Annotated in this window: 25 protein-coding genes; 17 read left to right on the top strand and 8 right to left on the bottom strand. The window is 73.7% G+C overall.

Annotated features, from left to right (window positions below; all coding sequences use genetic code 11):
* Nucleotides 1-29 precede the first annotated feature (29 nt).
* Nucleotides 30-1,169 (bottom strand): Gmad2 immunoglobulin-like domain-containing protein, encoded by a 1,140-nt coding sequence (locus ACRYR2_RS09620; protein ID WP_432562636.1) that lies wholly within the window; start codon nucleotides 1,167-1,169, stop codon nucleotides 30-32.
* Entirely contained in the window at nucleotides 1,166-1,708 is a 543-nt protein-coding gene (locus ACRYR2_RS09615) for an RNA polymerase sigma factor (RefSeq protein WP_432562635.1), read from the bottom strand. The genes ACRYR2_RS09620 and ACRYR2_RS09615 overlap by 4 nt, the downstream gene beginning before the upstream one ends.
* 302 nt (nucleotides 1,709-2,010) lie before the next feature.
* Here ACRYR2_RS09615 and ACRYR2_RS09610 point away from each other — a divergent pair, with 302 nt between their 5' ends.
* The 5 genes from ACRYR2_RS09610 (at nucleotide 2,011) to ACRYR2_RS09590 (ending at nucleotide 8,229) form a co-directional block, all read left to right on the top strand.
* Complete coding sequence (locus tag ACRYR2_RS09610) at nucleotides 2,011-2,376, top strand: HIT domain-containing protein (protein WP_432562634.1); 366 nt, start codon at nucleotides 2,011-2,013, stop codon at nucleotides 2,374-2,376.
* A gap of 22 nt (nucleotides 2,377-2,398) precedes the next feature.
* Nucleotides 2,399-4,183: an N-acetylglutaminylglutamine amidotransferase gene (locus tag ACRYR2_RS09605; RefSeq protein WP_432562633.1), complete on the top strand. Its 1,785-nt coding sequence runs from the start codon at nucleotides 2,399-2,401 to the stop codon at nucleotides 4,181-4,183.
* Between the two features lie 83 nt (nucleotides 4,184-4,266).
* Nucleotides 4,267-6,006, top strand: coding sequence for an N-acetylglutaminylglutamine synthetase (gene ngg / locus ACRYR2_RS09600; protein ID WP_432562736.1), 1,740 nt, complete (start codon nucleotides 4,267-4,269; stop codon nucleotides 6,004-6,006).
* Between the two features lie 9 nt (nucleotides 6,007-6,015).
* Nucleotides 6,016-7,476, top strand: a complete 1,461-nt coding sequence (locus tag ACRYR2_RS09595; protein WP_432562632.1) for a M1 family metallopeptidase — start codon at nucleotides 6,016-6,018, stop codon at nucleotides 7,474-7,476.
* A 9-nt stretch (nucleotides 7,477-7,485) separates the two neighbouring features.
* Nucleotides 7,486-8,229, top strand: a complete 744-nt coding sequence (locus ACRYR2_RS09590) for a DNA-formamidopyrimidine glycosylase family protein (RefSeq protein ID WP_432562631.1) — start codon at nucleotides 7,486-7,488, stop codon at nucleotides 8,227-8,229.
* A 130-nt stretch (nucleotides 8,230-8,359) separates the two neighbouring features.
* Here ACRYR2_RS09590 and ACRYR2_RS09585 read toward each other — a convergent pair whose 3' ends face one another.
* Nucleotides 8,360-9,298 carry a coiled-coil domain-containing protein gene (locus ACRYR2_RS09585; RefSeq protein ID WP_432562630.1) on the bottom strand — a complete coding sequence of 313 codons (939 nt, stop codon included), beginning with the start codon at nucleotides 9,296-9,298 and terminating at the stop codon, nucleotides 8,360-8,362.
* A gap of 39 nt (nucleotides 9,299-9,337) precedes the next feature.
* Between ACRYR2_RS09585 and ACRYR2_RS09580 the strand changes: the two genes are divergently transcribed.
* Complete coding sequence (locus ACRYR2_RS09580) at nucleotides 9,338-10,537, top strand: osmoprotectant NAGGN system M42 family peptidase (protein WP_432562629.1); 1,200 nt, start codon at nucleotides 9,338-9,340, stop codon at nucleotides 10,535-10,537.
* A gap of 16 nt (nucleotides 10,538-10,553) precedes the next feature.
* On the opposite strand, the gene ACRYR2_RS09575 is transcribed toward ACRYR2_RS09580, so the two are convergent.
* Nucleotides 10,554-11,771, bottom strand: a complete 1,218-nt coding sequence (locus tag ACRYR2_RS09575) for an NAD(P)/FAD-dependent oxidoreductase (protein WP_432562628.1) — start codon at nucleotides 11,769-11,771, stop codon at nucleotides 10,554-10,556.
* A 92-nt stretch (nucleotides 11,772-11,863) separates the two neighbouring features.
* On the opposite strand from ACRYR2_RS09575, the gene ACRYR2_RS09570 reads away from it, so the two are divergent.
* On the top strand, nucleotides 11,864-12,244 hold the full coding sequence (locus ACRYR2_RS09570; protein ID WP_432562627.1) for a VOC family protein: 381 nt from the start codon (nucleotides 11,864-11,866) through the stop codon (nucleotides 12,242-12,244).
* 16 nt (nucleotides 12,245-12,260) lie between these two features.
* Here ACRYR2_RS09570 and ACRYR2_RS09565 read toward each other — a convergent pair whose 3' ends face one another.
* Nucleotides 12,261-12,521 (bottom strand): hypothetical protein, encoded by a 261-nt coding sequence (locus ACRYR2_RS09565; RefSeq protein ID WP_432562626.1) that lies wholly within the window; start codon nucleotides 12,519-12,521, stop codon nucleotides 12,261-12,263.
* 221 nt (nucleotides 12,522-12,742) lie between these two features.
* On the opposite strand from ACRYR2_RS09565, the gene dhaK reads away from it, so the two are divergent.
* Genes dhaK through dhaM form a run of 3 tightly spaced genes read left to right on the top strand, consistent with a single transcriptional unit; the run spans nucleotide 12,743 to nucleotide 14,756 of the window.
* Nucleotides 12,743-13,756: a dihydroxyacetone kinase subunit DhaK gene (dhaK, locus tag ACRYR2_RS09560; protein ID WP_432562625.1), complete on the top strand. Its 1,014-nt coding sequence runs from the start codon at nucleotides 12,743-12,745 to the stop codon at nucleotides 13,754-13,756.
* On the top strand, nucleotides 13,744-14,373 hold the full coding sequence (gene dhaL / locus ACRYR2_RS09555) for a dihydroxyacetone kinase subunit DhaL (protein WP_432562624.1): 630 nt from the start codon (nucleotides 13,744-13,746) through the stop codon (nucleotides 14,371-14,373). Before dhaK ends, dhaL begins: the two co-directional genes overlap by 13 nt.
* The gene (gene dhaM, locus ACRYR2_RS09550; protein ID WP_432562623.1) at nucleotides 14,370-14,756 is read left to right on the top strand and encodes a dihydroxyacetone kinase phosphoryl donor subunit DhaM; all 387 of its coding nucleotides are present in this window, start codon (nucleotides 14,370-14,372) and stop codon (nucleotides 14,754-14,756) included. Before dhaL ends, dhaM begins: the two co-directional genes overlap by 4 nt.
* A 5-nt stretch (nucleotides 14,757-14,761) precedes the next feature.
* Here dhaM and ACRYR2_RS09545 read toward each other — a convergent pair whose 3' ends face one another.
* Nucleotides 14,762-15,061 (bottom strand): hypothetical protein, encoded by a 300-nt coding sequence (locus tag ACRYR2_RS09545; protein ID WP_432562622.1) that lies wholly within the window; start codon nucleotides 15,059-15,061, stop codon nucleotides 14,762-14,764.
* 111 nt (nucleotides 15,062-15,172) lie between these two features.
* Here ACRYR2_RS09545 and ACRYR2_RS09540 point away from each other — a divergent pair, with 111 nt between their 5' ends.
* The 7 genes from ACRYR2_RS09540 to ACRYR2_RS09510 are packed head-to-tail and all read left to right on the top strand — an operon-like array spanning nucleotide 15,173 to nucleotide 22,908.
* Nucleotides 15,173-16,045 carry a DUF72 domain-containing protein gene (locus ACRYR2_RS09540; protein WP_432562621.1) on the top strand — a complete coding sequence of 291 codons (873 nt, stop codon included), beginning with the start codon at nucleotides 15,173-15,175 and terminating at the stop codon, nucleotides 16,043-16,045.
* 54 nt (nucleotides 16,046-16,099) lie between these two features.
* Nucleotides 16,100-17,164, top strand: a complete 1,065-nt coding sequence (locus tag ACRYR2_RS09535) for a PhoH family protein (protein ID WP_432562620.1) — start codon at nucleotides 16,100-16,102, stop codon at nucleotides 17,162-17,164.
* Nucleotides 17,165-17,183: 19 nt separating this feature from the next.
* Nucleotides 17,184-17,705 carry an rRNA maturation RNase YbeY gene (ybeY, locus tag ACRYR2_RS09530; protein ID WP_432562619.1) on the top strand — a complete coding sequence of 174 codons (522 nt, stop codon included), beginning with the start codon at nucleotides 17,184-17,186 and terminating at the stop codon, nucleotides 17,703-17,705.
* A gap of 3 nt (nucleotides 17,706-17,708) precedes the next feature.
* Nucleotides 17,709-19,037 (top strand): hemolysin family protein, encoded by a 1,329-nt coding sequence (locus tag ACRYR2_RS09525; RefSeq protein ID WP_432562618.1) that lies wholly within the window; start codon nucleotides 17,709-17,711, stop codon nucleotides 19,035-19,037.
* Nucleotides 19,030-19,944, top strand: a complete 915-nt coding sequence (gene era / locus ACRYR2_RS09520; protein WP_432562617.1) for a GTPase Era — start codon at nucleotides 19,030-19,032, stop codon at nucleotides 19,942-19,944. The genes ACRYR2_RS09525 and era overlap by 8 nt, the downstream gene beginning before the upstream one ends.
* Before the next feature lie 26 nt (nucleotides 19,945-19,970).
* Nucleotides 19,971-21,992 carry a phage holin family protein gene (locus ACRYR2_RS09515; protein WP_432562616.1) on the top strand — a complete coding sequence of 674 codons (2,022 nt, stop codon included), beginning with the start codon at nucleotides 19,971-19,973 and terminating at the stop codon, nucleotides 21,990-21,992.
* Nucleotides 21,993-22,044: 52 nt separating this feature from the next.
* The gene (locus ACRYR2_RS09510) at nucleotides 22,045-22,908 is read left to right on the top strand and encodes an MBL fold metallo-hydrolase (RefSeq protein WP_432562615.1); all 864 of its coding nucleotides are present in this window, start codon (nucleotides 22,045-22,047) and stop codon (nucleotides 22,906-22,908) included.
* Here the strand turns inward: ACRYR2_RS09510 and ACRYR2_RS09505 are convergent.
* Together ACRYR2_RS09505 and ACRYR2_RS09500 are read right to left on the bottom strand one after the other, a co-directional pair.
* Nucleotides 22,893-23,825: an aldo/keto reductase gene (locus ACRYR2_RS09505; RefSeq protein WP_432562614.1), complete on the bottom strand. Its 933-nt coding sequence runs from the start codon at nucleotides 23,823-23,825 to the stop codon at nucleotides 22,893-22,895. The genes ACRYR2_RS09510 and ACRYR2_RS09505 overlap by 16 nt on opposite strands.
* Nucleotides 23,822-24,709 carry an aldo/keto reductase gene (locus tag ACRYR2_RS09500; RefSeq protein WP_432562613.1) on the bottom strand — a complete coding sequence of 296 codons (888 nt, stop codon included), beginning with the start codon at nucleotides 24,707-24,709 and terminating at the stop codon, nucleotides 23,822-23,824. Before ACRYR2_RS09500 ends, ACRYR2_RS09505 begins: the two co-directional genes overlap by 4 nt.
* Nucleotides 24,710-24,726 lie beyond the last annotated feature (17 nt).

The following is a 24,726-nucleotide window of genomic DNA, read 5'->3' as shown; positions in this document are numbered from 1 at the left end:
CGCCCGAACCGTGGACCCGGACCGCGGCCTCAGGAGACGGTGAACTCCTTGGTGTCGCCGACGGACACCGAGCCCTCACCGTCGGACTCGTCGGGGGCGAACACCGCGACGGTGTAGGTGCCGGCGGGGACCTGGGCGGTGAACGAGTACTCGGCGTACGTCCCGTTCGCCCCGGCCTGCGTCCAGCTGCGCGCGACCTCGGTGCCGGCCGCGTCGGTGATCGTGTACACCAGCGTGCCCTCGAACGCCGTCCCGACGCCCTCGACCGTCACCGACCCCGGTCCGGGGGTGACCGACGTGATCCACGCCGGGGCCTGGACGTCGGCCTGCGGTGCCCGCGACAGCGTCTCGGCGACCGGCGTGCCGAACAACGTCGGACGCGACTGCCCGTCGACCCGGATCTCGACCGGCTGGTCCTCGCCCGCGGCGGCGGTGACCGTGTAGACGAGCTGCTGGACCGCGGTCCCGGCGTCCCCCGTGCTGCCCGCGGCGGCCGCCGCGGACAGGTCCACGACGAGGCGGCCGTCGCCCCCGGTGACGGTCGCGGACTCGTCCGCCGACCACGGGCTGGTGTAGTCGGGGTCCGTCGGGTCGCCGGAGAGCATGGCGCGCAGCGCGTTCGTCGCGTCGTCCGCGGCGGCACCGCTCACCGGGACGTACTCGCGGAACAGCTTCGCCGGTTCGCCGCCGAGCCAGTACACCGGTACCGAGGACGCGCCCGTGGGCAGCGTCGCGTCGGCCGCCGGGCTGGTCGCGGGGGCCGGGGTCTGCGTCTGCGTCGCGGCCGCGACGCTGGGGGTCTGCGGAGGCGCCGGACTCTCGGGCTGCGTCCCGGTCGGCGTCGGCGTCGGCGCCGGTGTCTGCTCCGGGGTGCTGGGGGTCGGGGAGGTGCTGGCCGCGACCGTCGTCACGTTGTCGTCACCGCGCTGGGTCACCGCGAAGGCGCCCCCACCCACCACGACGACGGCGGCCACGCCGGCCACGGCGGCGAAGGCGCGGGAACGGCGTCGGTTCGAACGGCTGGTCATGCGGATCTCCTCGAGACGGTCGGCAGGCTGCACCCCGGCCGCCCGTGCGGCCAGTGCGTCGCGCAGCTGCCGCGCGGTGGGGCTCAGGTCGTCGTCGCCGTCGGGGTCCGGCAGCGGACCCAGCGGCGTCTGGTCGCTCACGGTTCCTCCTCCTGCGACATGGCTGCGCGCAACGCGGTGAGCCCGCGGTGCGCGTGCGTCTTGACCGCACCCCGGCTGATGCCGAGGGCGTCGGCGATGTCCTGCTCGGACAGCTCGCCCTGGTAGCGCAGCACCAGCACCTCACGCTGCCGGTCCGGCAGACCCTCCAGCGCGGCCAGCACCGTCCGGTGCTCCTCGGCCCGCAGGGCGTGCTCCTCGGGTCCCTCGGGGGCGGGGTCCGGCAGCGGCCGCTTGCGGTCGGCCACGACGCGGTGCTTGAGGACGTCCCGTGAGCCGTTGACCACGCTGGTGCGCAGGTAGGCGACCGCGGAGCCCTTGTCCGACAAGCGGCCCCAGCGCCGGTGCAGGGTGACGAAGGCGTCGGCCACGACCTCCTCGGCGCTCGCCGACTCGCCCATGAGCGAGGCCGCGAGCGCGACGAGACGGCGCCAGTGCGCCGCGTACAGCGCGCTGATCGCCTCGTCAGCCGTCCACGAACGCGGGTCGTCAGTCACGACCACACGCTCCTGCGTCACCATCACGCTGCATAGACGAGTCACGCAGGGTCACGGTTGACATCCAAGCGGAGAAGATCTTGGTGGGGGTCGTGGGCGCGCCGGGGCGATCGGGGTCCGGGCCGGGGGGGGGCGGGGGGGGGGGGGGGGGGGGGGCGCCGGGGCGGCGGCGGCGCGCGCGGGCCGGGGGGGGGTGGGGGGGGGGTGGGGGGGTGGGGGGCGGGGAGGGGGGCGAGACCCCCCCCCCCCCCCCCGCCCCCCCCCCCCCCCCCCCCCCCCCCCCCCCCCCCCCGGCCCCCCCACCGACGGGCGGTAGCGTGAGGCGCATGGCCGAGGTCTCCCGCGTCCAGCGCGCCCCCGACGACCTGTTCCTGAAGATCGTCGCCGGCGACGTCCCCGCGACGATCGTCCACTCCGACGAGCAGGTCGTCGCCTTCGAGGACGTCAACCCGCAGGCCCCCACGCACGTGCTGGTGATCCCGCGCGAGCGGTACGAGACCGTCGCGCAGCTCGCCGCGGCGGCGCCGCAGACGCTGGCGCGGCTGGTCGAGGTCGCCCAGCAGATCGCCGACGAACGCTGCGGCGGGGAGTACCGGCTGGTCTTCAACACCGGCACGGCCGTCGGCCAGTCGGTCTTCCACGTGCACGGTCACGTGCTCGGTGGCCGCGACTTCACCTGGCCGCCGGGCTGAACATCGGGTTCGATGGGGCGCCATGTGCGGTCTTTGCGGTGAAGTCAGGTTCGACGGGCGCGCGGCGGACGTCGCCGCCGTCCAGCGGATGTCGCAGACCCTCGCACCACGCGGGCCCGACGGGGAGGGGTACTGGGCGCAGGGTCGGGTGGCCTTCGGGCACCGGCGGCTGTCGGTCATCGACCTGTCCGCCTGCGGCGCCCAGCCCATGCAGGACCCCGACCTCGGGCTGACCGCCGTCTTCAACGGCTGCATCTACAACTACCCGCAGCTGCGCGAGGAACTCATCGGCTACGGGTACCGGTTCGTCTCGACGTCCGACACCGAGGTCATCGTCAAGGGCTACCACCGCTGGGGCACCGACGTCGTCGACCACCTCGTCGGCATGTTCGCCGTCGTCGTCCACGAACGCGACACCGGCCGCGTCGTCCTCATGCGCGACCGGCTCGGGATCAAACCCCTGTACCTGGCGCAGACGCCCGGGCGCCTCCGGTTCGCCTCGAGCCTGCCGGCGCTGCTGGCCGCCGGTGACGTCGACACGACGATCGACCCCGTCGCCCTGCACCACTACCTGTCCTGGCACGCCGTCGTCCCGGCCCCGCGCACGGTCCTGACGGGCGTCCGCAAACTGCCGCCGGCGACCGTCCGCGTCGTCGAACCGGACGGGACGTCGACGGACCACCGGTACTGGGCGCCGAACCACGTGCGCCGCGAGGAGTTCGCCGGGTTCTCCGCGCGCGACTGGGAGGACGCCGTCCTGGAGTCCCTGCGCACGGCCGTGAAGCGGCGCACCGTCTCCGACGTGCCCGTCGGGGTGCTGCTGTCCGGGGGCCTGGACTCCAGCCTCATCACCGCACTGCTGGCCGAGCAGGGTCAGACCGACCTGGCGACGTACTCGATCGGGTTCGAGTCCGTGGGCGGCCGTGAGGGCGACGAGTTCGCCTACTCCGACGTCATCGCCGAGCGCTTCGGGACGAACCACCACCGCATCCGGGTGACCGGCGACGAACTCGTCGGCGCGCTCGGGCACGCCGTGGGGGCGATGAGCGAACCCATGGTCAGCCACGACGTCGTCGCGTTCGACCTGCTGTCCCAGCACGTGTCGCAGACCATCAAGGTCGTGCAGTCCGGTCAGGGCGCCGACGAGGTGTTCGGCGGCTACCACTGGTACCCGCCGCTCACCGGCCTCACCCCCGAGCAGGGCGTCGACGCCTACGCGCGGGCGTTCTTCGACCGCGACCACGCCCAGATGGCCCAGGTCCTGAACCCGCAGTGGCTGCCCCGGCACGACGTGTCCCGCGAGTTCCTCGCCGCGCACTTCGCCCGCCCCGGCGCGGACACCGCCGTCGACGCGGCGCTGCGCCTGGACACCGAGGTCATGCTCGTCGACGACCCGGTCAAACGCGTCGACAACACGACGATGGCGTGGGGGCTGGAGGCCAGGGTCCCGTTCCTCGACCACGAACTCGTCGAACTCGCGGCCGCCGTTCCGCCGGAACTGCAGCTGGCCAACGGCGGCAAGGGCGTCCTCAAGCAGGTGGGGTACCGGGTGATCCCGCGCGAGGTCATCGACCGGCCCAAGGGCTACTTCCCGGTGCCGGCCATCACCCACCTCGAGGGCAAGGTCCTCGGCATGGTCAAGGACGCGCTGTCCAGCCAGGCCGCGCGCGACCGGGCCCTGTTCCGGCCCGGGTACGTCGCCGAACTCCTCCGGGACCCGAACGGGGAACTCACCCCGCTGCGCGGCAACAAGCTGTGGCAACTGGGGCTGCTGGAGATGTGGTTGCAGCAGCACGGCATCGACTGAGACGGAGCCGGACCGTGAACTCCAGCACCAAGCGCCGCGGCCCCGTCGCGGGGCTGCGGCACCGCAGCTACGACGCCCCGGCGATCTCCAGCCGCAACTGGCAACGCCCCTCGCAGTGGCTGACCGCGGAGATGACCTCCGACGTCGTCCTGGACATGGGCTGGGGCCGGCTGGTCTTCGGCCAGACCTTCACCGACCAGCGCGACGTCGTCGACGCCCTGCGGGCCGAGGAGACCGGCGAGCGCGACATCGCCATGTACGTGCGTGACCCGCAGGTCCTCGTCGGCCTGGCCCCGCACGAGCTGTTCATGGATCCCTCGATCACGTTCCGGCTGCCGCTGGCCCGCTACCGCGCCCCGCGCGACCGGAACCACGACGTGTTCGTGCGGATGGTGCGCGAGCGTGCCGAACTCGACGAGGTCAACCGGATCTACGCCGCCTGCGGCATGGTGACCTCCGACGTCGACGTGATGTGGGCCAACCACCGGACCCGCACGTTCACCTACCTCGTCGCCGAGGACACCCGCACCCGCAGGATCGTCGGCACCGTCACCGGCGTCGACCACGTCCTGGCCTTCGGCGACCCCGACCAAGGGGCGAGCCTGTGGTGCCTGGCCGCCGACCCGCAGGCCGCCCCGCGCGGGGTGGGGGAGTGCCTCGTGCGCACGCTGGCCGAGCGCTACGTCGCGCGGGGCCGGGCGATGCTGGACCTGTCGGTCATGCACGACAACGCCGGCGCCATCGCCCTGTACCGGCGGCTGGGTTTCCAGCCCGCCGCGCCGGTGGTCGTGAAGCGCAAGAACCCCATCAACCGGCCGCTGTTCTCCCCGCAACCGGAGGGGCTGGCCCGGCTGAACCCGTACGCGCGGATCATCGCCGACGAGGCGCTGCGGCGCGGGGTGCGCGTGGAGGTCACCGACGCGCCCAGCGGCGAGATGCGGCTGACGTACGCCGGCCGGTCGCTGCTGACGCGGGAGTCGCTGTCGGAACTGACCAGCGCCGTGGCGATGAGCCGCTGCGACGACAAGCGGGTCACCCGCCGGCTCCTGGCCGCCCGCGGGGTCCGGGTGCCCCGGGCCGTGGAGCTGGCGCAGGACCCGTTGCGGGACACCGCGGGGCTGGAGGAGGTCGAGCAGCTGGTGGCCGAGACCGGGCCCGTCGTGGTCAAACCCGCCCGCGGCGAGCAGGGCAAGGGCATCACCGTCGGCGTGCGGGGCGGTGAGGAGCTGCGCGCGGCGGTCGCCGCGGCGGCCGCGCACTGCCCGGACGTCCTCGTCGAGGAACTGGTCGCCGGGCAGGACCTGCGCGTCGTCGTGATCGACCACGAGGTCGTCGCCGCCGCGGTCCGGCGTCCGGCTGCGGTGATCGGCACCGGGTCGGACTCCATCCGGACCCTGGTGGCGAGGCAGAGCAGGCGTCGCGAGGCGGCCACCGGCGGCGAGTCCAGCATCCCGCTGGACACGACCACCGAGGCCGTCGTCGCCGACGCCGGGTACTGCCTCGACGACGTGCTGCCCCGGGGGGAGCGGCTGGAGGTCCGCCGCACCGCGAACCTGCACACCGGCGGGACGATCGACGACGTCACCGACGAGCTGCACCCCGCCCTCGTCGAGGCGGCCGTCGCGGCCAGCCGCGCGATCGGCATCCCGGTGACCGGCCTGGACTTCCTGGTCCCCGACGTCTCCGGTCCCGATCACGTCGTCATCGAGGCGAACGAACGACCCGGCCTGGCCAACCACGCCCCGCGGCCCACCGCCGAGCGGTTCCTGGACCTGCTCTTCCCCGAGACCCGAGGGTTCACAGGGAACGCTCAGCGGCACTAGGGTCCCGGCATGCGGCGACGGCTGGCGGTCTCCTCCTTGGTCCTGAGCGGTGTGCTGGGTGCGGGGTCGGCGGGTTCGGCCGCGGCCCTGCCCGATCCGTCGGCCGGGTTCAGTCCCGGCGCGCCCGGGATCGGTGACCGCTACTTCCCGTTGGACGGCAACGGCGGGTACGACGTCGCCGGTTACGAACTGGACCTGGCCTACGACCCCGCCACCGACCTGCTCAGCGGGTCCGCGGCCATCACGGCGACGGCGACGCAGGACCTGACGAGCTTCGACCTGGACCTGTCCGGGCTGGACGTGGCGTCCGTGACGGTCGACGGCGTCCCGAGCGCCTTCGTCCGTCTCGGCTCCGAACTCGTCGTGCTGCCCGACACCCCCGTCGGCGTCGGCCGGACCTTCTCGACGGTCGTCACCTACTCCGGGACACCCCAGCCGGTCCAGGACGCACTGGGGACCTCGGGGTTCATGCACACCGACGACGGCGCCATCGTCGCCGGGCAGCCCGACGGCGCCGCGACGTGGTTCCCCGTCAACGACCACCCGCGCGACGCCGCCACGTACGACCTCAGCGTGACCGTGCCCGACGGGCTGACCGTGGTCTCCAACGGCACGCCCGGTCCGGTCAGCACCGCGGACGGCCTCTCGACCTGGACCTGGTCGGCGCGCGACCCGATGGCCTCCTACCTGCTGACCCTGGCGGTCGGGGAGTTCGACGTGACCACCCGCGAGGTCGGCGGGCTGACGTACATCGACGCCCTCGACCCCGACCTGGACGGGCTGGTGCTGACCGACGACCCGGAAGCCCCGACCGCGGGGCAGGTGGCCCGGGCCTCGCTGGACCGCCAGCCGGAGATCGTCGACTTCCTGTCGGGCCAGTTCGGCGAGTACCCGTTCGAGACGGTCGGCGGCATCGTCGACGACGACCCGACGCTCGGGTTCGCCCTGGAGACGCAGACCCGGCCGGTGTACTCCCCGGTGTTCTTCTCCTCGGCGTTCACCGGCGACAGCGTCGTCGTGCACGAACTGGCCCACCAGTGGTTCGGCGACGAACTGCGACTGGCCGGCTGGGAGCACATCTGGCTCAACGAGGGGTTCGCGACCTACGCGGAGTGGCTGTGGTCGGGTGCGCAGGGGTACGAGACCCCCGCGCAGCTGCTGGACCTCTACGCCGAGGGCCTCGCGGCGGACGACCCGTTCTGGTCGGTCACCATCGGCGACCCCGGCCCCGACGCCCTGTTCGACGCGGCCGTCTACTACCGCGGGGCGATGACCCTGCAGGCGTTGCGCGAGGAGGTCGGCGACGCGGCGTTCTTCGAGATCCTGCGCACCTGGTACGCCGGGCACCGCGGGCAGGCGGTGACGATCCCGCAGTTCACCGCCCTGGCCGAGGAGGTCAGCGGCGCCGACCTGGACGAGTTCTTCACCGAGTGGCTGTTCACGCCTGCGAAACCCGCCTCGCTGGGGTGAACTGGGCAGGTGCCCGAAGCCCACTCCCTGCACCGCCACGCCCGTGACCAGCGCGAGGCCCTCGCCGGGCAGGTGCTGTCCGTCACCAGCCCGCAACGCAAGTTCGACGCGACCCCGTTCGACGGGCACCGCCTGCAGGACGTGCAGGCCTACGGCAAGCACCTGGTCTACTCCTTCGACGGCGCCCCGGACGTGCACGTCCACCTGGGCATGAAGGGCATCTTCCTGCGCACCGACGACCTGTCCCTGCCCCCGCGCGGGGGCACGCGGATGCGGCTGGCGGGGGAGACGACGGCGTTCTCGCTCATCGCCCCCAGCCGGTGCGAGGCCATGGACGAGCAGGCCTTCACCGCCCTGCTGGCCACGCTGGGCCCCGATCCGCTGCGTGTCGGGGAGGCCGGTCGTGACGAGGCCGCGCACCGGCTGGCCTCGGCCCGGGCCGCGGTCGGCGCCGCCCTGCTCGACCAGTCGGTCTGGGCCGGCATCGGCAACGCCTGGCGGGCCGAACTGCTGTTCCTGGCCGGCATCGACCCGACCCGCCGGGTCGACGAGGACGAGGCCGGCCTGCTGTGGGACCTCGCCGTCGAGCACCTGCGGGTGGGGGTGGACGCCGGGCAGGTCGTCTCCGACCCCACCGCCCCCGACGAACGCTGGGTCTACAAGCGCGAGACGTGTCGTCGCTGCGGAACACCGGTGCGGAACTGGACCTTCGCCGGCCGGGTCGCCTGGGTCTGCCCCGTCGACCAGCGCTGACCGACCCGCTCCGTCACCTCTTCCCCCGCGGAAACAACAGTCTCCGTCGCCTGCGGGGCCGTCCCGCGACGGAGACTGTTGTTTCCGCGGGCAGCGAGGTGTACCAGCGGGCAGCCGGGCGTGCCAGCGGTCAGTCGGGGAGGCGGGCCCGGAGGCGCTCGACCTCGCGTTCGGCGTGCCCGATCCGCTCGTCGGCGGCGTGTGCGGCCCGCTCGGCGCTGCGCAGCGACTCCGACGCCGTCTCCAGCAGTCCGGTCACGGCGTCCAGCTCGGCCTGCAGGTCCTCCCGCCGGCGGGTCAGGTCCTCGGCGCGGCGCTGGGCCGACGTCAGGTCGCCGGCGGCCGACGACGCCTCCCGCCGGGCGTCCTCGAGGTCCTCGCGCGCCTGCTCCAGGGCCTCCTGCAGCTCCCGGCGCTCACGGTCGCGGCGTTCGGCCTCGGCGCGCTGCCGTTCGGCCTCCCGGCGCGCCTTCTCCTCGCGACGGGCCTTCAGCTCGTCGCGCGGCGGCGCCTTCCTGCGGACCGCGGCCCTCGTCGCCGGCGCCGGCCCGGGGGAGGCGAGGGCCACGTCCGCGGCCGTCGCGCCCTCGAGGTCGACCTCGCCGAACCCGGTGGCCTCCAGCGTGCGCACCAGCTGCCCGGTGCGGACCGCATCGGCGGCGGCCGCGTCGCTCATGCCCGCCCGCAGGGTGGCGACGACCTTCTCGCCCACGTCCAGGGACAGCCTCACCCCGGCCGCCAGCGTCAGCCGCCCCGCCTGCACCCGCATGGCGTCGAGCACCTTGTGCTGCTGCACACCGAGTTCGCGCAGCTCCGGACCGGCCAGCGACGCCGTGGCCTCGCGCATCGCCGCGCCCAGCTGCAGCAGCTGCTCGACGTCGTCGCCGCGCTCGCGGACCAGCAGGTTCACCGCCCACGCGGGCACGGGCGGCTTCCTCAGCGCCGCGATGCGCGCGGCCAGGTCCCGGTCGCCCTCGTCCCGCGCCTGCCGGGCGTAGGCGTCGCGGGTGGCGGTGAACTCCGCCGGGGGCGAGCCGTAGAGGTCGTCCAGCACGTCTGCGAGGTCCACCAGGGCATCCTGCCGCGTTCCCTGGCAGCATCGCCTGCGATGAGCACCGCGAAGAAGCCCCAGGTCCCCGCTGGTCCCCAGGACGTCGCGATCGACGTCGAGTACCTCACGACCACGTTGATGGAGCTCCTGCGCATCCCCAGCCCCTCGGGGCGCACCGACGCCGTCATGCAGACCGTCGGCAACCACATCGCCGCGCTCGGGCTGCCCTTCGACCTGACCCGCCGCGGGATCCTGCGCGCCACGCTGACGGGGGAGTCCGCCTGCGTGCGCCGGGCCGTCGTCGTGCACGCCGACACCATCGGGCTGATGGTCAAGCGGGTGAAGCCGACCGGCCGCCTCGAGGTCGTCCCGGTCGGCAGCCACAGCGCCCGCTTCTCCGAGGGCGCCCACGTGACGATCTTCACCGACGACCACGACCGCGTGTACACCGGGACGGTGCTGCCGCTCAAGAGCAGCGGGCACACCTTCGGCGACGAGATCGACACCCAGGGCGTGGGCTGGCCCTACGTCGAGGTGCGCATCGACGAGCCCGTCGAGTCCGCCCGCGACGTGGCCGCCCTGGGCATCGAGGTCGGCGACTACGTGGCCCTGGACGCGGCCCCGCAGATCACCCGCGGCGGCTACGTCAAGTCCCGGCACCTGGACGACAAGGCGGGTCTGGCGGCCTGCCTGGCGGCGCTGAAGGCGCTGCGCGACGCCGGGCTCCCGCTGAAGGTGAGCGCCCAGTTCCTCGTGACGATCGGCGAGGAGGTCGGCTTCGGCGCGACGCACGGCCTGGCTCCCGACGTGGCCGAACTCGTGGCGGTCGACAACGCGGTGGTCGCCGAGGGACAGGCCTCCCGCGAGGAACTGGTGAGCATCGCGATGCTCGACATGACCGGGCCGTTCGACTACCACCTGACCCGGCGCCTGCACGGGCTGGCCCGCGAGCACGGCATCCCCGCGGTGCGCGACGTCTACCGGCACTACCGCTCCGACGCCGCTCCCGCGCTGGAGGCCGGGATCGAGGCCCGGCACGCGCTGCTGGGGTTCGGGCTGGAGTCCAGCCACGGCCACGAACGCGCCCACGTCGACGGGCTGGTGGCCCTGGCCCGCCTGCTCGTCGTCTACCTGCAGAGCGGGCTGACGTTCGACGACTGGGACCTGGCCGAGTCCGGTCGGCTGGCCGACTTCCCCAGCACCAGCGTCCAGCCCGCCGACCCCGAACCGGTGGACCGCACCGTCGTCGTGGACTGAACCGCCGCTGCCGTCCTCAGACCTTGCCGCGCAGCAGACGACGGAAGTAGACCTGCGGCAGGACGTGACGGTCGAACCACCACGCCGAGCGGCGCGGCGCGAACGGGTCCGGCAGCGGCAGCGGACGGGGACGCCTCCGGTCGGCCTGCACCAGCATGAGCTGGGTGCGGGAGGTGGTCACGGGCATCACGGTGTAGCCGTCGTAGGACCGGAGCCGGCGGCCCGCGGCGGCGGCGGCGAGGTTGTGGGCCAGGACCTTCACCTGCTTGCGCAGCGCCCCGCCCGAGGAGCGGGTGGCCAGGGCGGCGGCGTCGCCGAGGGCCCAGACGTCCTGGTGGTGCCGGGAGCGCAGCGTGGTGGGGTCGACGTCGACGAGCCCGGCGGGCGAGGCCTCGCCCAGCCCGCTGCGGGTGATCCACTCCGGGGCGCGGTAGTGCGGGACGACGTGGGCGTAGGCGAGGTGGTCCAGCCGCCGGGTGCCGGTGGGGGTGGCGACGTCCACCGAGCGCAGCACCGGGTCCACGCTGTCCACGCGCGCCCGGCGCACCACGGTGACGCCGTAGGCGGCGAACACCGCCTCCAGGTGCTCGTCGGCGCCGGCCACCCCCAGGGGCTGGGCCTCGGGGAGCACCACGGTGACGTCCAGGTCGGGCAGCACTCCGCGACGGCGCCAGTGGTCGCACGCCGTGAGCGCGGGTTTGAGCGCGGTGGGCCCGCACGGCGCCGGCTCGGGCGGGACGGTGAAGACCACCGAACCCTCCCGGACGTTCCTCAGCGCCGGCCACACCAGCGGCGCGGAACTCGGGACGTACGTCGAGCCGGCCCAGCCGGCGGTGTAGGCGTCCTGCAGTCCGGGAGTGGCCGCCCAGTCCTCGCGCATGCCGGGGCACAGCACCAGCGTGCCGTAGGTGAGGTCCGCTCCCCGTCGGGTGCGCACGGTGCGGGCCTGCGCGTGGACGGTCTCGACGGCGTCCTGGATCCAGCGGCACCCGGCGGGGATGACCGAGCCCGTCGGCCGCTCCACGTCCGGGGGTGCGGCGTGCCCGGTGCCGACGTAGTTCAGCAGCGGGCGGTAGCGGTGCACCGGGGACGGCTCGACGATCGCGACGTCGCGCGCGCCGTCGCGCAGGAGCCTGGCGGCCAGGGAGATCCCCGCGTTGCCGGCGCCGACGATCAGGACCTCGGCGTGGGTGGGCGACGTGCTGGGACCGCGGCCGGGCGTGGGGGAGGGCACCAGGCCACCTTCGACGCCGGACCCGGTGCCCGCCAGTCGTGACGGCGCCGGCGATGACTTCCCGACCGCCCCGGAGTCCGCAGGGCATGCCGATGACGACGACCGTGCTGAGCGTGGCGGTGCCCGTGGCCGACCAGGACGCCGCGCTGGAGTTCTACACCGAGGTGCTGGGCTGCGAACTGCGCACCGACGTGGAGGCGATGCCGGGGGCCCGCTACGTCGAGGTCGTGCCGCCGGGCTCGCAGGTCGGCCTGGTGCTGCTGCCGCCCGGCAGCCCGCTGCCCATGGCGATCCGGCTCGGCACGACCGACGCCGGCGCCGCCCACGAGCGGCTGTCGGGCACCGAGGGGGTGAGGATGCACAACGAGGAGGTCCTGCGCTGGCAGGGCGTTCCGCCGATGTTCCACTTCACCGATCCCGACGGCAACGACCTGGTGTACCTCGAGGACCCCGCAGCCGTCCACGCCCGGTGACCGACCGGCGCGCGCCTCAGTCGACGCGGGTGATCTCGGCGGTCGGGCCGAAGCGCCACGGGGTCGTCCGCGCGTAGCCGTTGCGGTCCAGCGCCGCGTCGAGTTCCTCGAGCGACCACAGCAGGCGGGCCGGGACGGCGCCGAGTTCGTAGAGCTCGAGCCCGGCCGCGTCCATGCCGTCGTCGACGAAGATCCTGCTGTGCTCGCGGCCGTCGAGCATGGTCAGCACGAGCTGGTCGTCCTGCAGGGTCGCGACGAGTCGGAGGTGCAGGGCCACGCCCCTCACCGTACGGCGGTGACGGGCGGTGCCGGGAACGGACCGGCGCTCCGAGCCGCGGTGCCTCCTCGCAGCGGTGAGCAGGCACACCCGTCGACGTGACCGCGCCGGGTCGGCAGGAGCGGCAGGAACCGCGGGGCCGGTCTGCCGATGTCCGCCAACCGATTCCGCAGGTCGCGGACTGGGGATACCTTGGGCGCTCCCGGGCAGAGGAGCTCCTCATGGACACCGTCGTCAAGTTGCTCGACAACCCCGCCGACGCCATCACCGACGCGCTGCGCGGACTGGCCGCGATCCACCCTGAACTCTCCGTGAACCTCGAGCAGCACGTCGTGTCCCGTGCCGACGACAGACGCCCGGGGAAGGTGGGGCTGGTCTCCGGCGGTGGCTCGGGACACGAACCGCTGCACGCCGGTTTCGTCGGGCTCGGGATGCTGGACGCCGCCGCCTGCGGGGAGGTGTTCACCTCCCCCGTGCCCGACCAGGTCCTGGCGGCCACGCGAGCCGCCGCGGACGGGGCCGGGGTCGTGCACGTGGTGAAGAACTACACCGGCGACGTCATGAACTTCCGGATGGCCGCCGAACTGGCCGACGACGAGGACGTGGCCGTCGAGACCGTGCTGGTCGACGACGACGTCGCCGTCTCCGGCAGCACCTACACCGCCGGGCGGCGGGGAACCGGGGGGACGCTGTTCGTGGAGAAGATCCTCGGCGCCGCGGCCGAGCAGGGCATGGGCCTGGCCGACGTGGCGGCGCTGGGGCGCGACGTCGTCGCGGCCAGCCGCAGTTTCGGGGTCGCGGTGAGTCCTTGCACGACACCGGGTTCGGACAAGCCGGGTTTCGACCTGGCTCCCGGTGAGATGGAACTGGGCATCGGCATCCACGGCGAACCCGGCCGCCGGCGGGTCCGGGTTCCCGACGGGGAACTGGCCCGCGAGATCGCCCGCACGTCCGTCGCGGCGATCGCCGACGACATGCCCGTGGACGACCAGGACCTCATCCTGCTGGTCAACGGCATGGGCGGCACCCCGCTGCTGGAGCTGCAGGTCCTGGCCGGGGACGTGGTGTCCGAGCTGACCGGTCGGGGAGGCCGGATCGCGCGGGCGCTGGTGGGGAACTACGTCACCAGTCTGGAGATGGCCGGCAGCATGGTCAGCGTGTGCCGCGCGACGCCGCAACTGCTCGACCTGTGGGACGCGCCCGTGCGGACCCCGGCCCTGAGGTGGCGCGCGTGACCCCCGACACCGTGACCCTGGACGCGAAGTCGGCGGCCGAGTGGCTGCGGGCCTTCGCGGCGCAGGTCGAGGACCGCGCCGCCGACCTCACCGACCTCGACCGCCCGATCGGCGACTCCGACCACGGGGTGAACCTGCAGCGCGGGATGCGGGCCGTCGTCGCCGCGCTGGACGAGGAGGCCCCCTCCACCCCGGGGGCGGTCCTCACCAAGGCCGGGTCGACGCTCGTCAGCACCGTCGGCGGCGCGAGCGGGCCGCTGTTCGGGACCCTGCTGCGCCGGGCGGGCAAGTCGCTGGGCGCTGCGACCGAGGTCGACCAGCCGGCGCTGGCGGCGGCGTTGCGGGCCGGGCTCGAGGGCGTCGTCTCGCTCGGCGCGGCGCAGGTCGGCGACGCGACCCTCCTCGACGCGCTCGCCCCGGCCGTGGAGGCGCTCGAGGCGGGGCGTCCGGTCAGCGTCGCCGCGGCGGCCGCGGCCGAGGGGGCCGCCTCCACCGAACCGCTCGTGGCCCGCAAGGGTCGCGCCAGCTACCTGGGTGAACGCGGGGTGGGGCACCGGGACCCGGGGGCGGAGTCGATCGTGCTGCTGTTCGCAGCCCTGGTCAGGGTGAGCGCGTGAGCGTGCGGGTGGTCCTGCTCTCGCACAGCGCCGACGTGGCCCGGGGAGTCGCCGACCTGGCGGGTCAGGTGGCCGGCTCCGCCCGCCTCGTCGCGGTCGGGGGGACGGCCGACGGCCGGCTGGGCACCGACGCGGACGCCCTGGAGCAGGCGCTGCGCACGGCGGTGGCCGAGGGGGAGGAGGTCGCCGTGCTGGTCGACCTCGGCAGCGCGGTGCTGACGGCCAGGAGCGTCCTGCTCGACCTGGAGGACGCCGCCGTGACCCTCGTCGACGCGCCCTTCCTGGAGGGTGCGGTCGCCGCGGCCGTCACCGCCTCGACGGGCGCGGGCCTGGCCGAGGTCGTGGCCCAGGCCGAACTGGCCCGGGACCTGCGCAAGCGCTGAGGGGGTCAGCCGACCAGGGTCCGGTGACCCGTGCCCTGCACCTCGGCGTGCAGACCGGCCGCCCGCAGCGCCCTGGTCACCCGGGCGGTCGCGGCGACGGTGTCGTCGTGGGTGGGCCGGTGGCCGCAGGGCACGGCCACGACGACCACGGGGTCCTCCGCGGTCGGGGTGCAGTGCTCGATCGTGGCCTGCAGGCCGGCCTCGCGCAGCGTCCGCAGGCAGCGCAGTTCCTGGTCCGCCTCCGGTACCAGGCAGACGGTCAGCTGACCGCCGTCGAACGGGTCGTCCACCGTCGAACTGTCCACCCCGCGACTGTGGCACCGCCGCGGCGGCGGGGGAAGGGGACGCGTGGCGGGTGTGCGCGACGTGCCACGGCTCGCCGCGCACACCACCGCCGCACCGCCGACGATGACCACGTGGGGGACGTCCGGATCGGCATCTCGGGGTGGACCTACCCGCACTGGCGGGGGGACTTCTACCCCGCGGGCCTGCGGCAGCGCGAGGAGCTGTCCTACGCCGCGCAGCGGTTCTCCTCGATCGAGATCAACGGGTCCTTCTACTCCCTGCAACGGCCCACCTCCTACGCCTCCTGGCGCGAGCAGACCCCCGAGGGCTTCACCTTCGCCGTCAAGGGCGGCCGGTACATCACCCACCTCAAGCGGCTGCGCGACGTGCAGACGCCACTGGCCAACTTCTTCGCCTCCGGGGTGCTGGAGCTGCGCGACCGGCTCGGGCCGGTCCTGTGGCAGCTGCCCGAGACCGTCGCGTTCGACCCGGTCCTGCTCGCCGACTTCTTCGCCCTCCTGCCGCGGACGGTCGCCGACGCCGCCGCGCTGGCCCGCCGGCACGACGGCCGGCTGGCCGGGGACCGGACGGCGACCGAGGTCCCGCCGGGTCTGGGCGCACGCCGGATCCGGCACACCCTGGAGGCCCGGCACGAGTCCTTCGGCACCTGCGCGGCGCTGGAGCTGTCGCGGGCGCACGGCGTGGCGACGGTGGTCGCCGACTCCGCCGGCCGCTGGCCGCTCATCGACGCCGTCACCTCCGACCTGGTCCACGTCCGCCTGCACGGCGACACCGAGCTGTACACCAGCCGGTACTCCGACGCGGCCCTCGACGCCTGGGCGGCCCGGGTCCGCGACTGGGCCCGGCAGGCCGACGTCGTCGTGTACTTCGACAACGACGCGCACGGTCACGCCCCGCACGACGCGCTGCGCCTGGTGCAGCGACTGGGAACGACGACGGCCGGGACGCCGAACGAGGAAGACCCGCGCGGGTCCGCTCGTTAGGATCGGAGCGACGAAGAGCACTCACACGGAGGCGAACAGCCCCTCGGGGCGATCATGGCCAGCACCGACACCACTCCCGAACCCGACGCGACCCCGACGACCCCCGAGGCGACCGGCCAGACCAAGCACGTCATCGTCGTGCCGCCCGAGGTGCCGATGGTCGGGCTCCTCGGAGCCCGCGACGAACTGCTGCGCGTCCTCGAACGGGCCTTCACCCACGTCGACGTGCTCGTGCGGGGCAACGAGATCACCGTGAGCGGCACGGCCGGGGAGGTCGCCCTCGTCGAGCGGCTCGTCGACCAGATGACCGCCGTCCTGCGCGCGGGCCAGCCGTTGTCGCCCGACGCCGTCGAACGTTCCGTCGCGATGCTGCGCGCCCAGGCCGCGGGCACGGCCGGCGACCGTCCCGCCGACGTCCTGACGCTGAACATCCTGTCCAGCCGGGGCAAGACCATCCGGCCCAAGACGGTGAACCAGAAGCACTACGTCGACGCCATCGACGAGCACACCGTCGTCTTCGGCATCGGCCCGGCCGGCACCGGCAAGACGTACCTGGCGATGGCCAAGGCCGTGCAGGCGCTGCAGGCCAAGCAGGTCAACCGGATCGTGCTGACCCGGCCCGCGGTCGAGGCGGGCGAGCGGCTGGGGTTCCTGCCCGGCACGCTCACCGACAAGATCGACCCGTACCTGCGGCCGCTGTACGACGCGCTGCACGACATGCTCGACCCGGACTCGATCCCGCGGCTCATGGCCGCCGGGACGATCGAGGTCGCGCCGCTGGCGTACATGCGCGGCCGCACGCTCAACGACGCCTTCATCATCCTCGACGAGGCCCAGAACACCTCGGCCGAGCAGATGAAGATGTTCCTGACCCGGCTGGGCTTCGGCTCCAAGATCGTCGTGACCGGTGACGTCACCCAGGTCGACCTGCCCGCGGGCACCGAGTCGGGGCTGCGGGTCGTGCAGGACATCCTGGAGGGCATCGAGGACGTCCACTTCTCCCGCCTGACCTCCTCCGACGTCGTCCGGCACCGGCTGGTGTCGGAGATCGTCGACGCCTACGGGCGCTGGGAGGACTCGCGTCCGCGGTCCACCGGGGCGCACGGCAGGAAGCGGTGACCCGGGGGATGGGCGACCGATGAGCATCGACGTCGTCGACGAGAGCTGCTTCGCGGCCGGCCGCGGGGTCGACACCGTGGAGGTGTCGCAGCTGGCCCGGTACGTGCTGGACGAGATGCGCGTGCACCCGCTGGCCGAGCTGTCGATCCTCATGGTCGACACCGAGGCGATGTCCCGGCTGCACGTGCAGTGGATGGACGAGCCGGGTCCCACCGACGTCATGTCCTTCCCGATGGACCAGCTGCGTCCCGGCCGTGAGGGCGGCATGTCGGAGCCGGGACTGCTCGGCGACGTCGTCGTCTGCCCCGAGGTCGCCGCGGCGCAGGCCAAGGCGTCCGGGCACGCGACCGCCGACGAGGTGCTGCTGCTGGTGACGCACGGCATCCTGCACCTGCTCGGCTACGACCACGCCGAACCCGACGAGGAACGCGAGATGTTCACCCTGCAGCGGCGCCTGGTGCTGGGCTTCCTGGCCCGCATCGGCCGCCCCGGGGACCCCACCCCCACGGTCGGGCACCGCGCCCTGCCGTCGGGGGACTGAGACGTGGGCGCACCCGCCGTCCCGCTCCTGGTCCTGGCCGTCGTGCTGGTCGTCGCGGCCGGTCTGGTCGCCGCGGCCGAGTCCGCCGTCGCCGGGACCTCCCGGCGCCGGGCCCGCGACCTGGAGGCCGACGGCCGGCGCGGTGCGGCCGCCCTGTCCCGGGTGCTGGAGTCGGCCGCCTCCGTCATCGCGGTCTGCACGCTGCTGCGCGTGGTCTTCGAGACGCTGGCCGCGGTCTGCGTCACGGTCGTCGTGGCCAGCTGGGTGGAGTCCTGGTGGCTGGTCCTGGTCCTGGCGGGTCTGGGCATGTCGGCGCTGGACTTCGTCCTCGTCGGGGTGGGCCCGCGGACGCTGGGCCGCCTGCACGCCGAGGCCGTCGGCCTCATGGCCGCTCCGGTGCTGGCCCCGCTGGCCGCCCTGCTGGGGCCGCTGGCCCGGGCCCTGGTCGCCGTCGGCAACGCGGTGACGCCCGGGCGGGGGCTGCGCTACGGCCCGTTCGGGTCGGAGACCGAACTGCGCGAGATCGTCGAGCTCGCCGGGGAGACCTCCGTCATCGAGGCCGGCGAGCACCGCATGATCCACTCGGTCTTCGAGCTCGGCGACACCCTGGCCCGCGAGGTCATGGTGCCGCGCACCGACCTGGTGACCGCCCGCCGCGGCACCGGCCTGCACGAGGTCGAGGCGCTGTTCCTGCGCTCGGGCTTCTCCCGGATGCCGGTGGTCGGCGACGACGCCGACGAGGTGCTCGGCGTCGTCTACCTCAAGGACATCGCGCGCCGCTTCCACGCCGACCCCACGGGGGCCCGCAGCGAGCTGGTCGAGCACGTGGCGCGGCCGGCGGTCTTCGTACCGGACAGCCTGCCCGTCGACGACCTGCTCAAGCAGATGCAGCGGGACAACGTGCACGTGGCGATCGTCGTCGACGAGTACGGCGGGACGGCCGGGCTGGTGACCATCGAGGACATCATCGAGGAGATCGTCGGGGACATCTCCGACGAGTACGACCGCGGTGCGCCCGAGGTCGAACGGCTCGAGGACGGCGGGTACCGGGTGTCCTCCCGGCTGCACGTGGAGGACCTCGGGGAGCTGTTCGGCAAGGAGATCGAGGACGAGGACGTGGACACCGTCGGCGGGCTGCTGGCCAAGACCCTGGGGGAGGTGCTCGTCCCCGGCGCGGTCGCCGAGGTCCACGGCCTGCGGCTGGAGGCCGACGCCCGCGCCGGCCGGCGCAACCAGGTGCGGACGGTCCTCGTCCACCGCTTGCCCGAGGGAGAGGGCGAGCGGGACCGTGAACTCGTCGAGGAACGCGCCGGAGGGCGAGAAGATGACTGAGAAGAACGCCCCGCACCGTTCGGGTTTCGCCTGCCTGGTCGGGCGACCGAACGCCGGGAAGTCGACGCTGACCAACGCCCTGGTCGGGCAGAAGGTCGCGATCACGTCCTCGCGGCCCCAGACGACCCGGCACACCGTGCGCGGCATCGTGCACCGGCCCGACGCCCAGCTGGTCCTGGTCGACACCCCCGGCCTGCACCGGCCGCGGACCCTGCTCGGGCAGCGCCTGAACGACCTCGTCCACGAGACGCTCGCCGAGGTCGACGTCGTGGCCCTCACCATCCCGGCCGACGAGAAGATCGGCCCCGGCGACAGGTTCATCGCCGACGCGCTCGGGGCGGTGCCGCGCTCGGTCAAGGTGGCGCTGGTCACCAAGACCGACAAGGCGTCCAGGCAGCAGGTGGCCGAGCAGCTGCTGGCCGTCGCCGCCCTCGGCGAGGAGGTCCTCGGCGGTTTCGCCGACGTCGTCCCGGCCTCGGCCAAGACCGGTGAACAGGTCGACACCGTCGCCGACGTGCTGCTCTCGCACCTGCCCGAGGGGCCGCGGCTGTACCCCGAGGGGGAACTGACCGACGAACCCGAGACGGTGATGGTCGCCGAGCTCGTCCGCGAGGCCGCGCTGGAGGGGGTGCGTGACGAACTGCCGCACTCCCTGGCCGTCGTGGTCGAGGAGATGACCGAGGGCGCGGGCGGGGTCCTGCAGGTCTTCGTCTGGCTCTACGTCGAGCGCGACTCCCAGAAGGGCATCGTCATCGGCAAGGGCGGCTCGCGCCTGAAGGACGTCGGGACGCGCGCCCGCCGGCAGATCGAGGCGCTGCTGGGCACCCGCGTCCACCTGGACCTGCGGGTCAAGGTCGCCAAGGACTGGCAGCGCGACCCCAAGCAGTTGCAGCGACTGGGCTTCTGAGACGGCGGGTCCGGGAGACAGCCGACGTGCGCACCTGGTTCGCGTTCACCGCGCGGGACCTGCGCGACCTGGTGCTGTCCCTGCTGCCCACGGCGTTCGCGCTGTGGATCAGCGCCCACCTGGTCACCGGTGTCGAGTACGGCTCGCCGTTCTGGCTCATCGCCTCCGCGGCCGTGCTGGCGATCGGCGACCTGCTCCTCCGGCCGGTGCTGGGGCCGCTGGTGGCGGTCCTGGGACCCATGGTCACGGTGGTCCTCGGCGTCGCGGTGCAGCTGCTGCTGCTGCACACGGCGCTGACCGTGGTGCCCGGACTGGACCTCACCTCGCTCAACGCGTTGTGGCAGGTCTACCTGTGGACCGGGCTGGTCGGTGTGACCGCCCGCTGGGTCGTCGGCTCCAACGACAGCCGCTGGGTGGTGCGTGAACTGCTGCGCCGCCGGCCGGGCCGCACCGGTGAGGACCGGCCGCCGGGACTGCTGGTCGTGCAGGTCGACGGCCTGTCGATGCCGTTGCTGCAGTTCGGGTTGCACTCCGGAACGCTGACGACGGTCGCGCGCTGGCTGCGGCAGGGCAGTCACGTCGCGGAGGGCTGGCGCGCGCAACTGCCGTCCACGACACCGGCCAGCCAGGCGGGTTTCCTGCACGGGTCCACCGAGGACATCCCCGCGTTCCGCTGGTGGGACCCCGAACTGGGGCGGGTGCTGGTCGCGAACCGGCCCGCCGACGCCGCGGTCATCGAGCGCCGGGCCCGCGAGGCCGCGCACGCGGCCGGGCGGACCGGGTTGCTGGCGGGCGGCGGGGCCAGCATCGGCAACCTGTTCTCGGGTGAGGCCACGCACGCCCACCTCGTCGTGTCCACCTCCCGGGCCGGAGGTTCCGGCCGTCCCTACCTGCGGTACGTGGCGCGCCCGTTCGTGCTGGTGCGCAGCGTGATCCTGACGATCGGGGAGGTCGTCAAGGAGCTGTACCAGGGCTGGCAGCAGCGGGTCCGCCGCATCGAACCGCGCATCCCGCGGCGCGGCTGGTACGTCCTGCTGCGGGCCCTGACGAACGGGTTGCTGCGCGACCTGAACGTCTCGCTCGTCGCCCAGGCCCTCACCGACGGGCGGCCGGTCGTGTTCGTCGACTTCCTCGACTACGACGAGGTCGCCCACCACGCCGGGGTCGCCCGCGCCGAATCGCTCGACGCCCTCGCCGGGATCGACCGCGTGCTGCAGACCCTGGCCGACGTGGCCGCGGTGTCCCCGCGCGAGTACCGGGTGGTGCTGCTGTCCGACCACGGGCAGGCGCAGGGACCGACGTTCCTGCAGGTCAGCGGCCGGCCCCTGCGCGACGTCGTGGCCGGGCTGCTCGACGAGGCCGGTCCCACGCACCCGGTCGTCACGACGGCGGCGGGGGAGGAGATGCGCGGCCGTGTCGACGTCCTGGTCCGCGACTTCGGCACCCAGGCCAAGGCCGAGCGGGTCAGCGCCCGGCACGAGAGCGAACCGGTTCCCTCCCGCGACGCGGTCGTGGTGGCCACCTCGGGCTGCACGGCGCTGCTGTCGGTGCCCGACGCCCCCGACGGGCGCATCGACCTCGCCGAGTTCGACCGGCGCTGGCCGGCCCTCGTGCCCGGTCTGCTGGAGACCCGCGGGGTGGGTTTCGTGGTGGGCCGCCGGGGTTCCGACGTGGTCGTGCTGGGCCCCGAGGGGGAGCACGACCTGGTCTCCGGACGCGTCACGGGCACGGATCCGCTGCTGGCCGTCGGCCCGCGCGCGGCGGGGGACCTGCTGCGGGTGATGCGCTTCCGCAACGCTCCCGCGTTGTTCGTGCACTCCACCGTCGACCCGGTGACGGGAGAGGTCCACGCGTTCGAGGAGCAGGTCGGCTCCCACGGCGGCCTGGGCGGGTGGCAGACGCAGGCGGTGCTGGTGCACCCGGCGGAGTGGAAGGTCGAGGAGGACCTGCGCGACCGCTCGGTGCCGGGCGAGGCCCCGCTGGTGGGGGCGGCCACCGTCCACGAACAACTCGTGCGCTGGATGCGCGAAGTCCGACTACGACCGTGATCGAGCACTGTCGTGCTCGATCACCGAGGGGGTTCAGAGCGTGGGTGTGGTGGTGAGGTGGCTGGGGCACTCGACGGTGACGGTCGACGTGACCCGGCCGGAGGGGGACCTGCGGATCGTCACCGACCCCGTGCTGCGGCCCGGGCTGGCGCACCTGCGCCGGCGCCCGCGCACCCCGGATCCCTCGGCGTCCGCCGGGTGCGACCTGGCCCTCGTCTCGCACCTGCACCACGACCACCTGGACCTGCCCTCGTTGCGGCGGCTGCGCCCCGCGGTGCTGGTGACCCCGCCGGGCTCCTCGGACTGGATCCGCTGGCGGTTGCGGCTGCCGGCGACCCGCGTCCTGGAGGTGGCCGTCGGAGCGAGCGTCGACCTGCCCTTCGGGGGCGGCGCGGTGCAGGTCACGGCGCTGCCCGCCCACCACGCGGGGCACCGCACCGCGAGCGGGTTCAGCCGCGCCCCGCGCGACGCCGTCGCCGTCGAGCACGTGGTGCGGGTTCCGGGTGCGTTCCCGGAGCGTGACCCCGACGACCTGCTGCTGTGGGCCATCGGGGACACCGGGGAGTTCGACGAGTCCGACCAGGTGGTGTCGGCGGCCGGTCGCGCCCCCGACGTGGCGCTCGTCCCCGTGGGCGGCTGGGGCCACACCCTCGGCCCGCACCACCTCGACCCCCGCCAGGCCGCCGAACTCGTGTCCCGGGTCCGGCCGGCCCACTCGGTTCCCGTGCACTGGGGGACGCTGCACCCCATCGCCCTCGGGCGGACGATGGGCGACCGGTTCGTCGACCCCGGACCGCGGTTCGTGGCGCACGCCCGCCGGCTCGGGGTGCCGGGAGCGGTGCACCTGCCGGTCGGGGGCCGCCTCGCACTCGACGAGACGGCCACCGTCCGGGCGGAGCGTCAGGGGACGCGGTAACCCGCGGCGCGGAACAGTTCGTACCACTCCGCCTTCGTCAGCGGCAGGTCCGAGCCCTGGGCCGCGGCGCGCACCCGCTCGGGGTTGGTCGTGCCCAGGACGACCTGCATGTTCGCCGGGTGGCGCGTGATCCACGCCGTCGCGACGGCGATCGTCGGAACGTCGTACTGCGCCGCGAGCCGGTCGAGGACGGCGTTCAGCTCGGGGTACTTCGGGTTGTCCAGGAACACCCCGTCGAAGAACCCGGCCTGGAACGGTGACCACGCCTGGACGGTGATGTCGTGCAGGCGGCAGTAGTCCAGGATCCCGGAGTCGCGGGAGATCGACTGGTCGAGGTCCTGCATGTTCGCCGCGACACCCTGGGCGACGATCGGCGCGTGCGTGACGGACAGCTGCAGCTGGTTGGCGACCAGTGGCTGCTTCACGCTGCGGCGCAACAGTTCCAGCTGCCCGGGGGTGTGGTTGGAGACGCCGAACGCGCGCACCTTGCCGGCCGCGTGGAGTTCGTCGAACGCCCGGGCGACCTCGTCGGGCTCGACCAGGGCGTCGGGGCGGTGCAGCAGCAGGACGTCGATGTGGTCGGTGTCCAGGGCCTTCAGCGAACCCTCGACCGAGGAGAGGATGTGCTCGTGGGAGAAGTCGAAGTACGGGCCGTCGGGAACGATGCCGCACTTGGTCTGGATGACGGTGTTCTCGCGCTCGGAGGACGACAGCTTCACCGCCTGGGCGAAACGCTCCTCGCACTTGTGCAGCGATCCGCCGTAGACGTCGGCGTGGTCGACCATCGTGATGCCGGCTTCGCGGCCGGTGGCGACGAGGGTGCGGATGGCCTCGTCGTCCATCTCGGCGATGCGCATGAGGCCGAGCACGACGTTGGGGACCTGCAGGTCCGTGCCACCGAGGGCCAGGGTCTTCACGAGCGGGTCCCCTCGGCGAGGCGGGTGAGTTCCTCGCCGGACAGGACGAGGTCCGCGGCGGCCAGGGAGTCCTGGATGCTCGCCGGCCGGGAGGATCCGGGGATCGGCAGGACCTGGTCGGCCAGGGACAGTTCCCAGGCCAGGGCCACCTGCTGCGGGCTGACGCCTCGTTCGCCGGCCACCTCGGCGAACACCGCGTGGCGCGAGCCGAGCTCGGCGGCGTTGGAGATGCCGCCCAGGGGCGACCACGGCAAGAACGAGATGCCCTGCTGTGCGCAGTGCTCCAGTTCGCCGCGGCTGCTGAGGAAGGCGGGGGAGAACTGGTTCTGCACGGAGGTCAGCCGGCCGGACAGGACGGCGTCCGCCTCGTCGATCTGGGCCACGTCGGCGTTGGAGATGCCGGCGCGCACGATGACGCCCTCGTCGAGGAGTTCGGCCAGCGCACCCACGGAGTCGGCGAACGGGACGTTCGGGTCGGGGCGGTGGAACTGGTACAGGCCGATGGCCTCCACGCCGAGCCGCTGGGCGGAGGCCTTCGCCGCCTCCTTCAGGTAGGCGGGGTCGCCCTTCTGGTACCACGTCCCGTCTCCGGGGCGCAGGGAGCCGCCCTTGGTGGCGACGACGACGTCGTCGGTGGCCGAGCCGTACTCGCGCAGGGCGCGGGCGATGAGTTCCTCGTTGTGGCCGACCTCGCCCGCGTCGCGGTGGTAGGCGTCGGCGGTGTCGATGAGGGTGACGCCGGCGTCGAGGGCGGCGTGGATCGTGGCGATGGCCCGGTCGGTGTCCGGGCGGCCCTCGATGCTCAGCGGCATGGCGCCGAGACCGATGGCGGAGACCTGCCGGGTGGTGGGGGCGCCGGGGCGCCCGAGGCTGCGCTGCTTCACGGCGCGAGCCTAGGAAC

Source organism: Kineococcus deserti (assembly GCF_050871945.1).
Taxonomy (GTDB): Bacteria; Actinomycetota; Actinomycetes; order Actinomycetales; family Kineococcaceae; genus Kineococcus.
This window is presented reverse-complemented; position numbering and strand designations above follow the sequence as displayed.

Excerpts from the sequence above, each read along its gene's own strand:
- ACRYR2_RS09615 (WP_432562635.1), bottom strand. The coding sequence starts at position 1,708 with ATGGTGACGCAGGAGCGTGTGGTCGTGACTGACGACCCGCGTTCGTGG.
- ACRYR2_RS09610 (WP_432562634.1), top strand. The coding sequence starts at position 2,011 with ATGGCCGAGGTCTCCCGCGTCCAGCGCGCCCCCGACGACCTGTTCCTG.
- ACRYR2_RS09605 (WP_432562633.1), top strand. The coding sequence starts at position 2,399 with ATGTGCGGTCTTTGCGGTGAAGTCAGGTTCGACGGGCGCGCGGCGGAC.
- ACRYR2_RS09595 (WP_432562632.1), top strand. The coding sequence starts at position 6,016 with ATGCGGCGACGGCTGGCGGTCTCCTCCTTGGTCCTGAGCGGTGTGCTG.
- ACRYR2_RS09580 (WP_432562629.1), top strand. The coding sequence starts at position 9,338 with ATGAGCACCGCGAAGAAGCCCCAGGTCCCCGCTGGTCCCCAGGACGTC.
- ACRYR2_RS09570 (WP_432562627.1), top strand. The coding sequence starts at position 11,864 with ATGACGACGACCGTGCTGAGCGTGGCGGTGCCCGTGGCCGACCAGGAC.
- dhaK (WP_432562625.1), top strand. The coding sequence starts at position 12,743 with ATGGACACCGTCGTCAAGTTGCTCGACAACCCCGCCGACGCCATCACC.
- ACRYR2_RS09535 (WP_432562620.1), top strand. The coding sequence starts at position 16,100 with ATGGCCAGCACCGACACCACTCCCGAACCCGACGCGACCCCGACGACC.
- ybeY (WP_432562619.1), top strand. The coding sequence starts at position 17,184 with ATGAGCATCGACGTCGTCGACGAGAGCTGCTTCGCGGCCGGCCGCGGG.
- era (WP_432562617.1), top strand. The coding sequence starts at position 19,030 with ATGACTGAGAAGAACGCCCCGCACCGTTCGGGTTTCGCCTGCCTGGTC.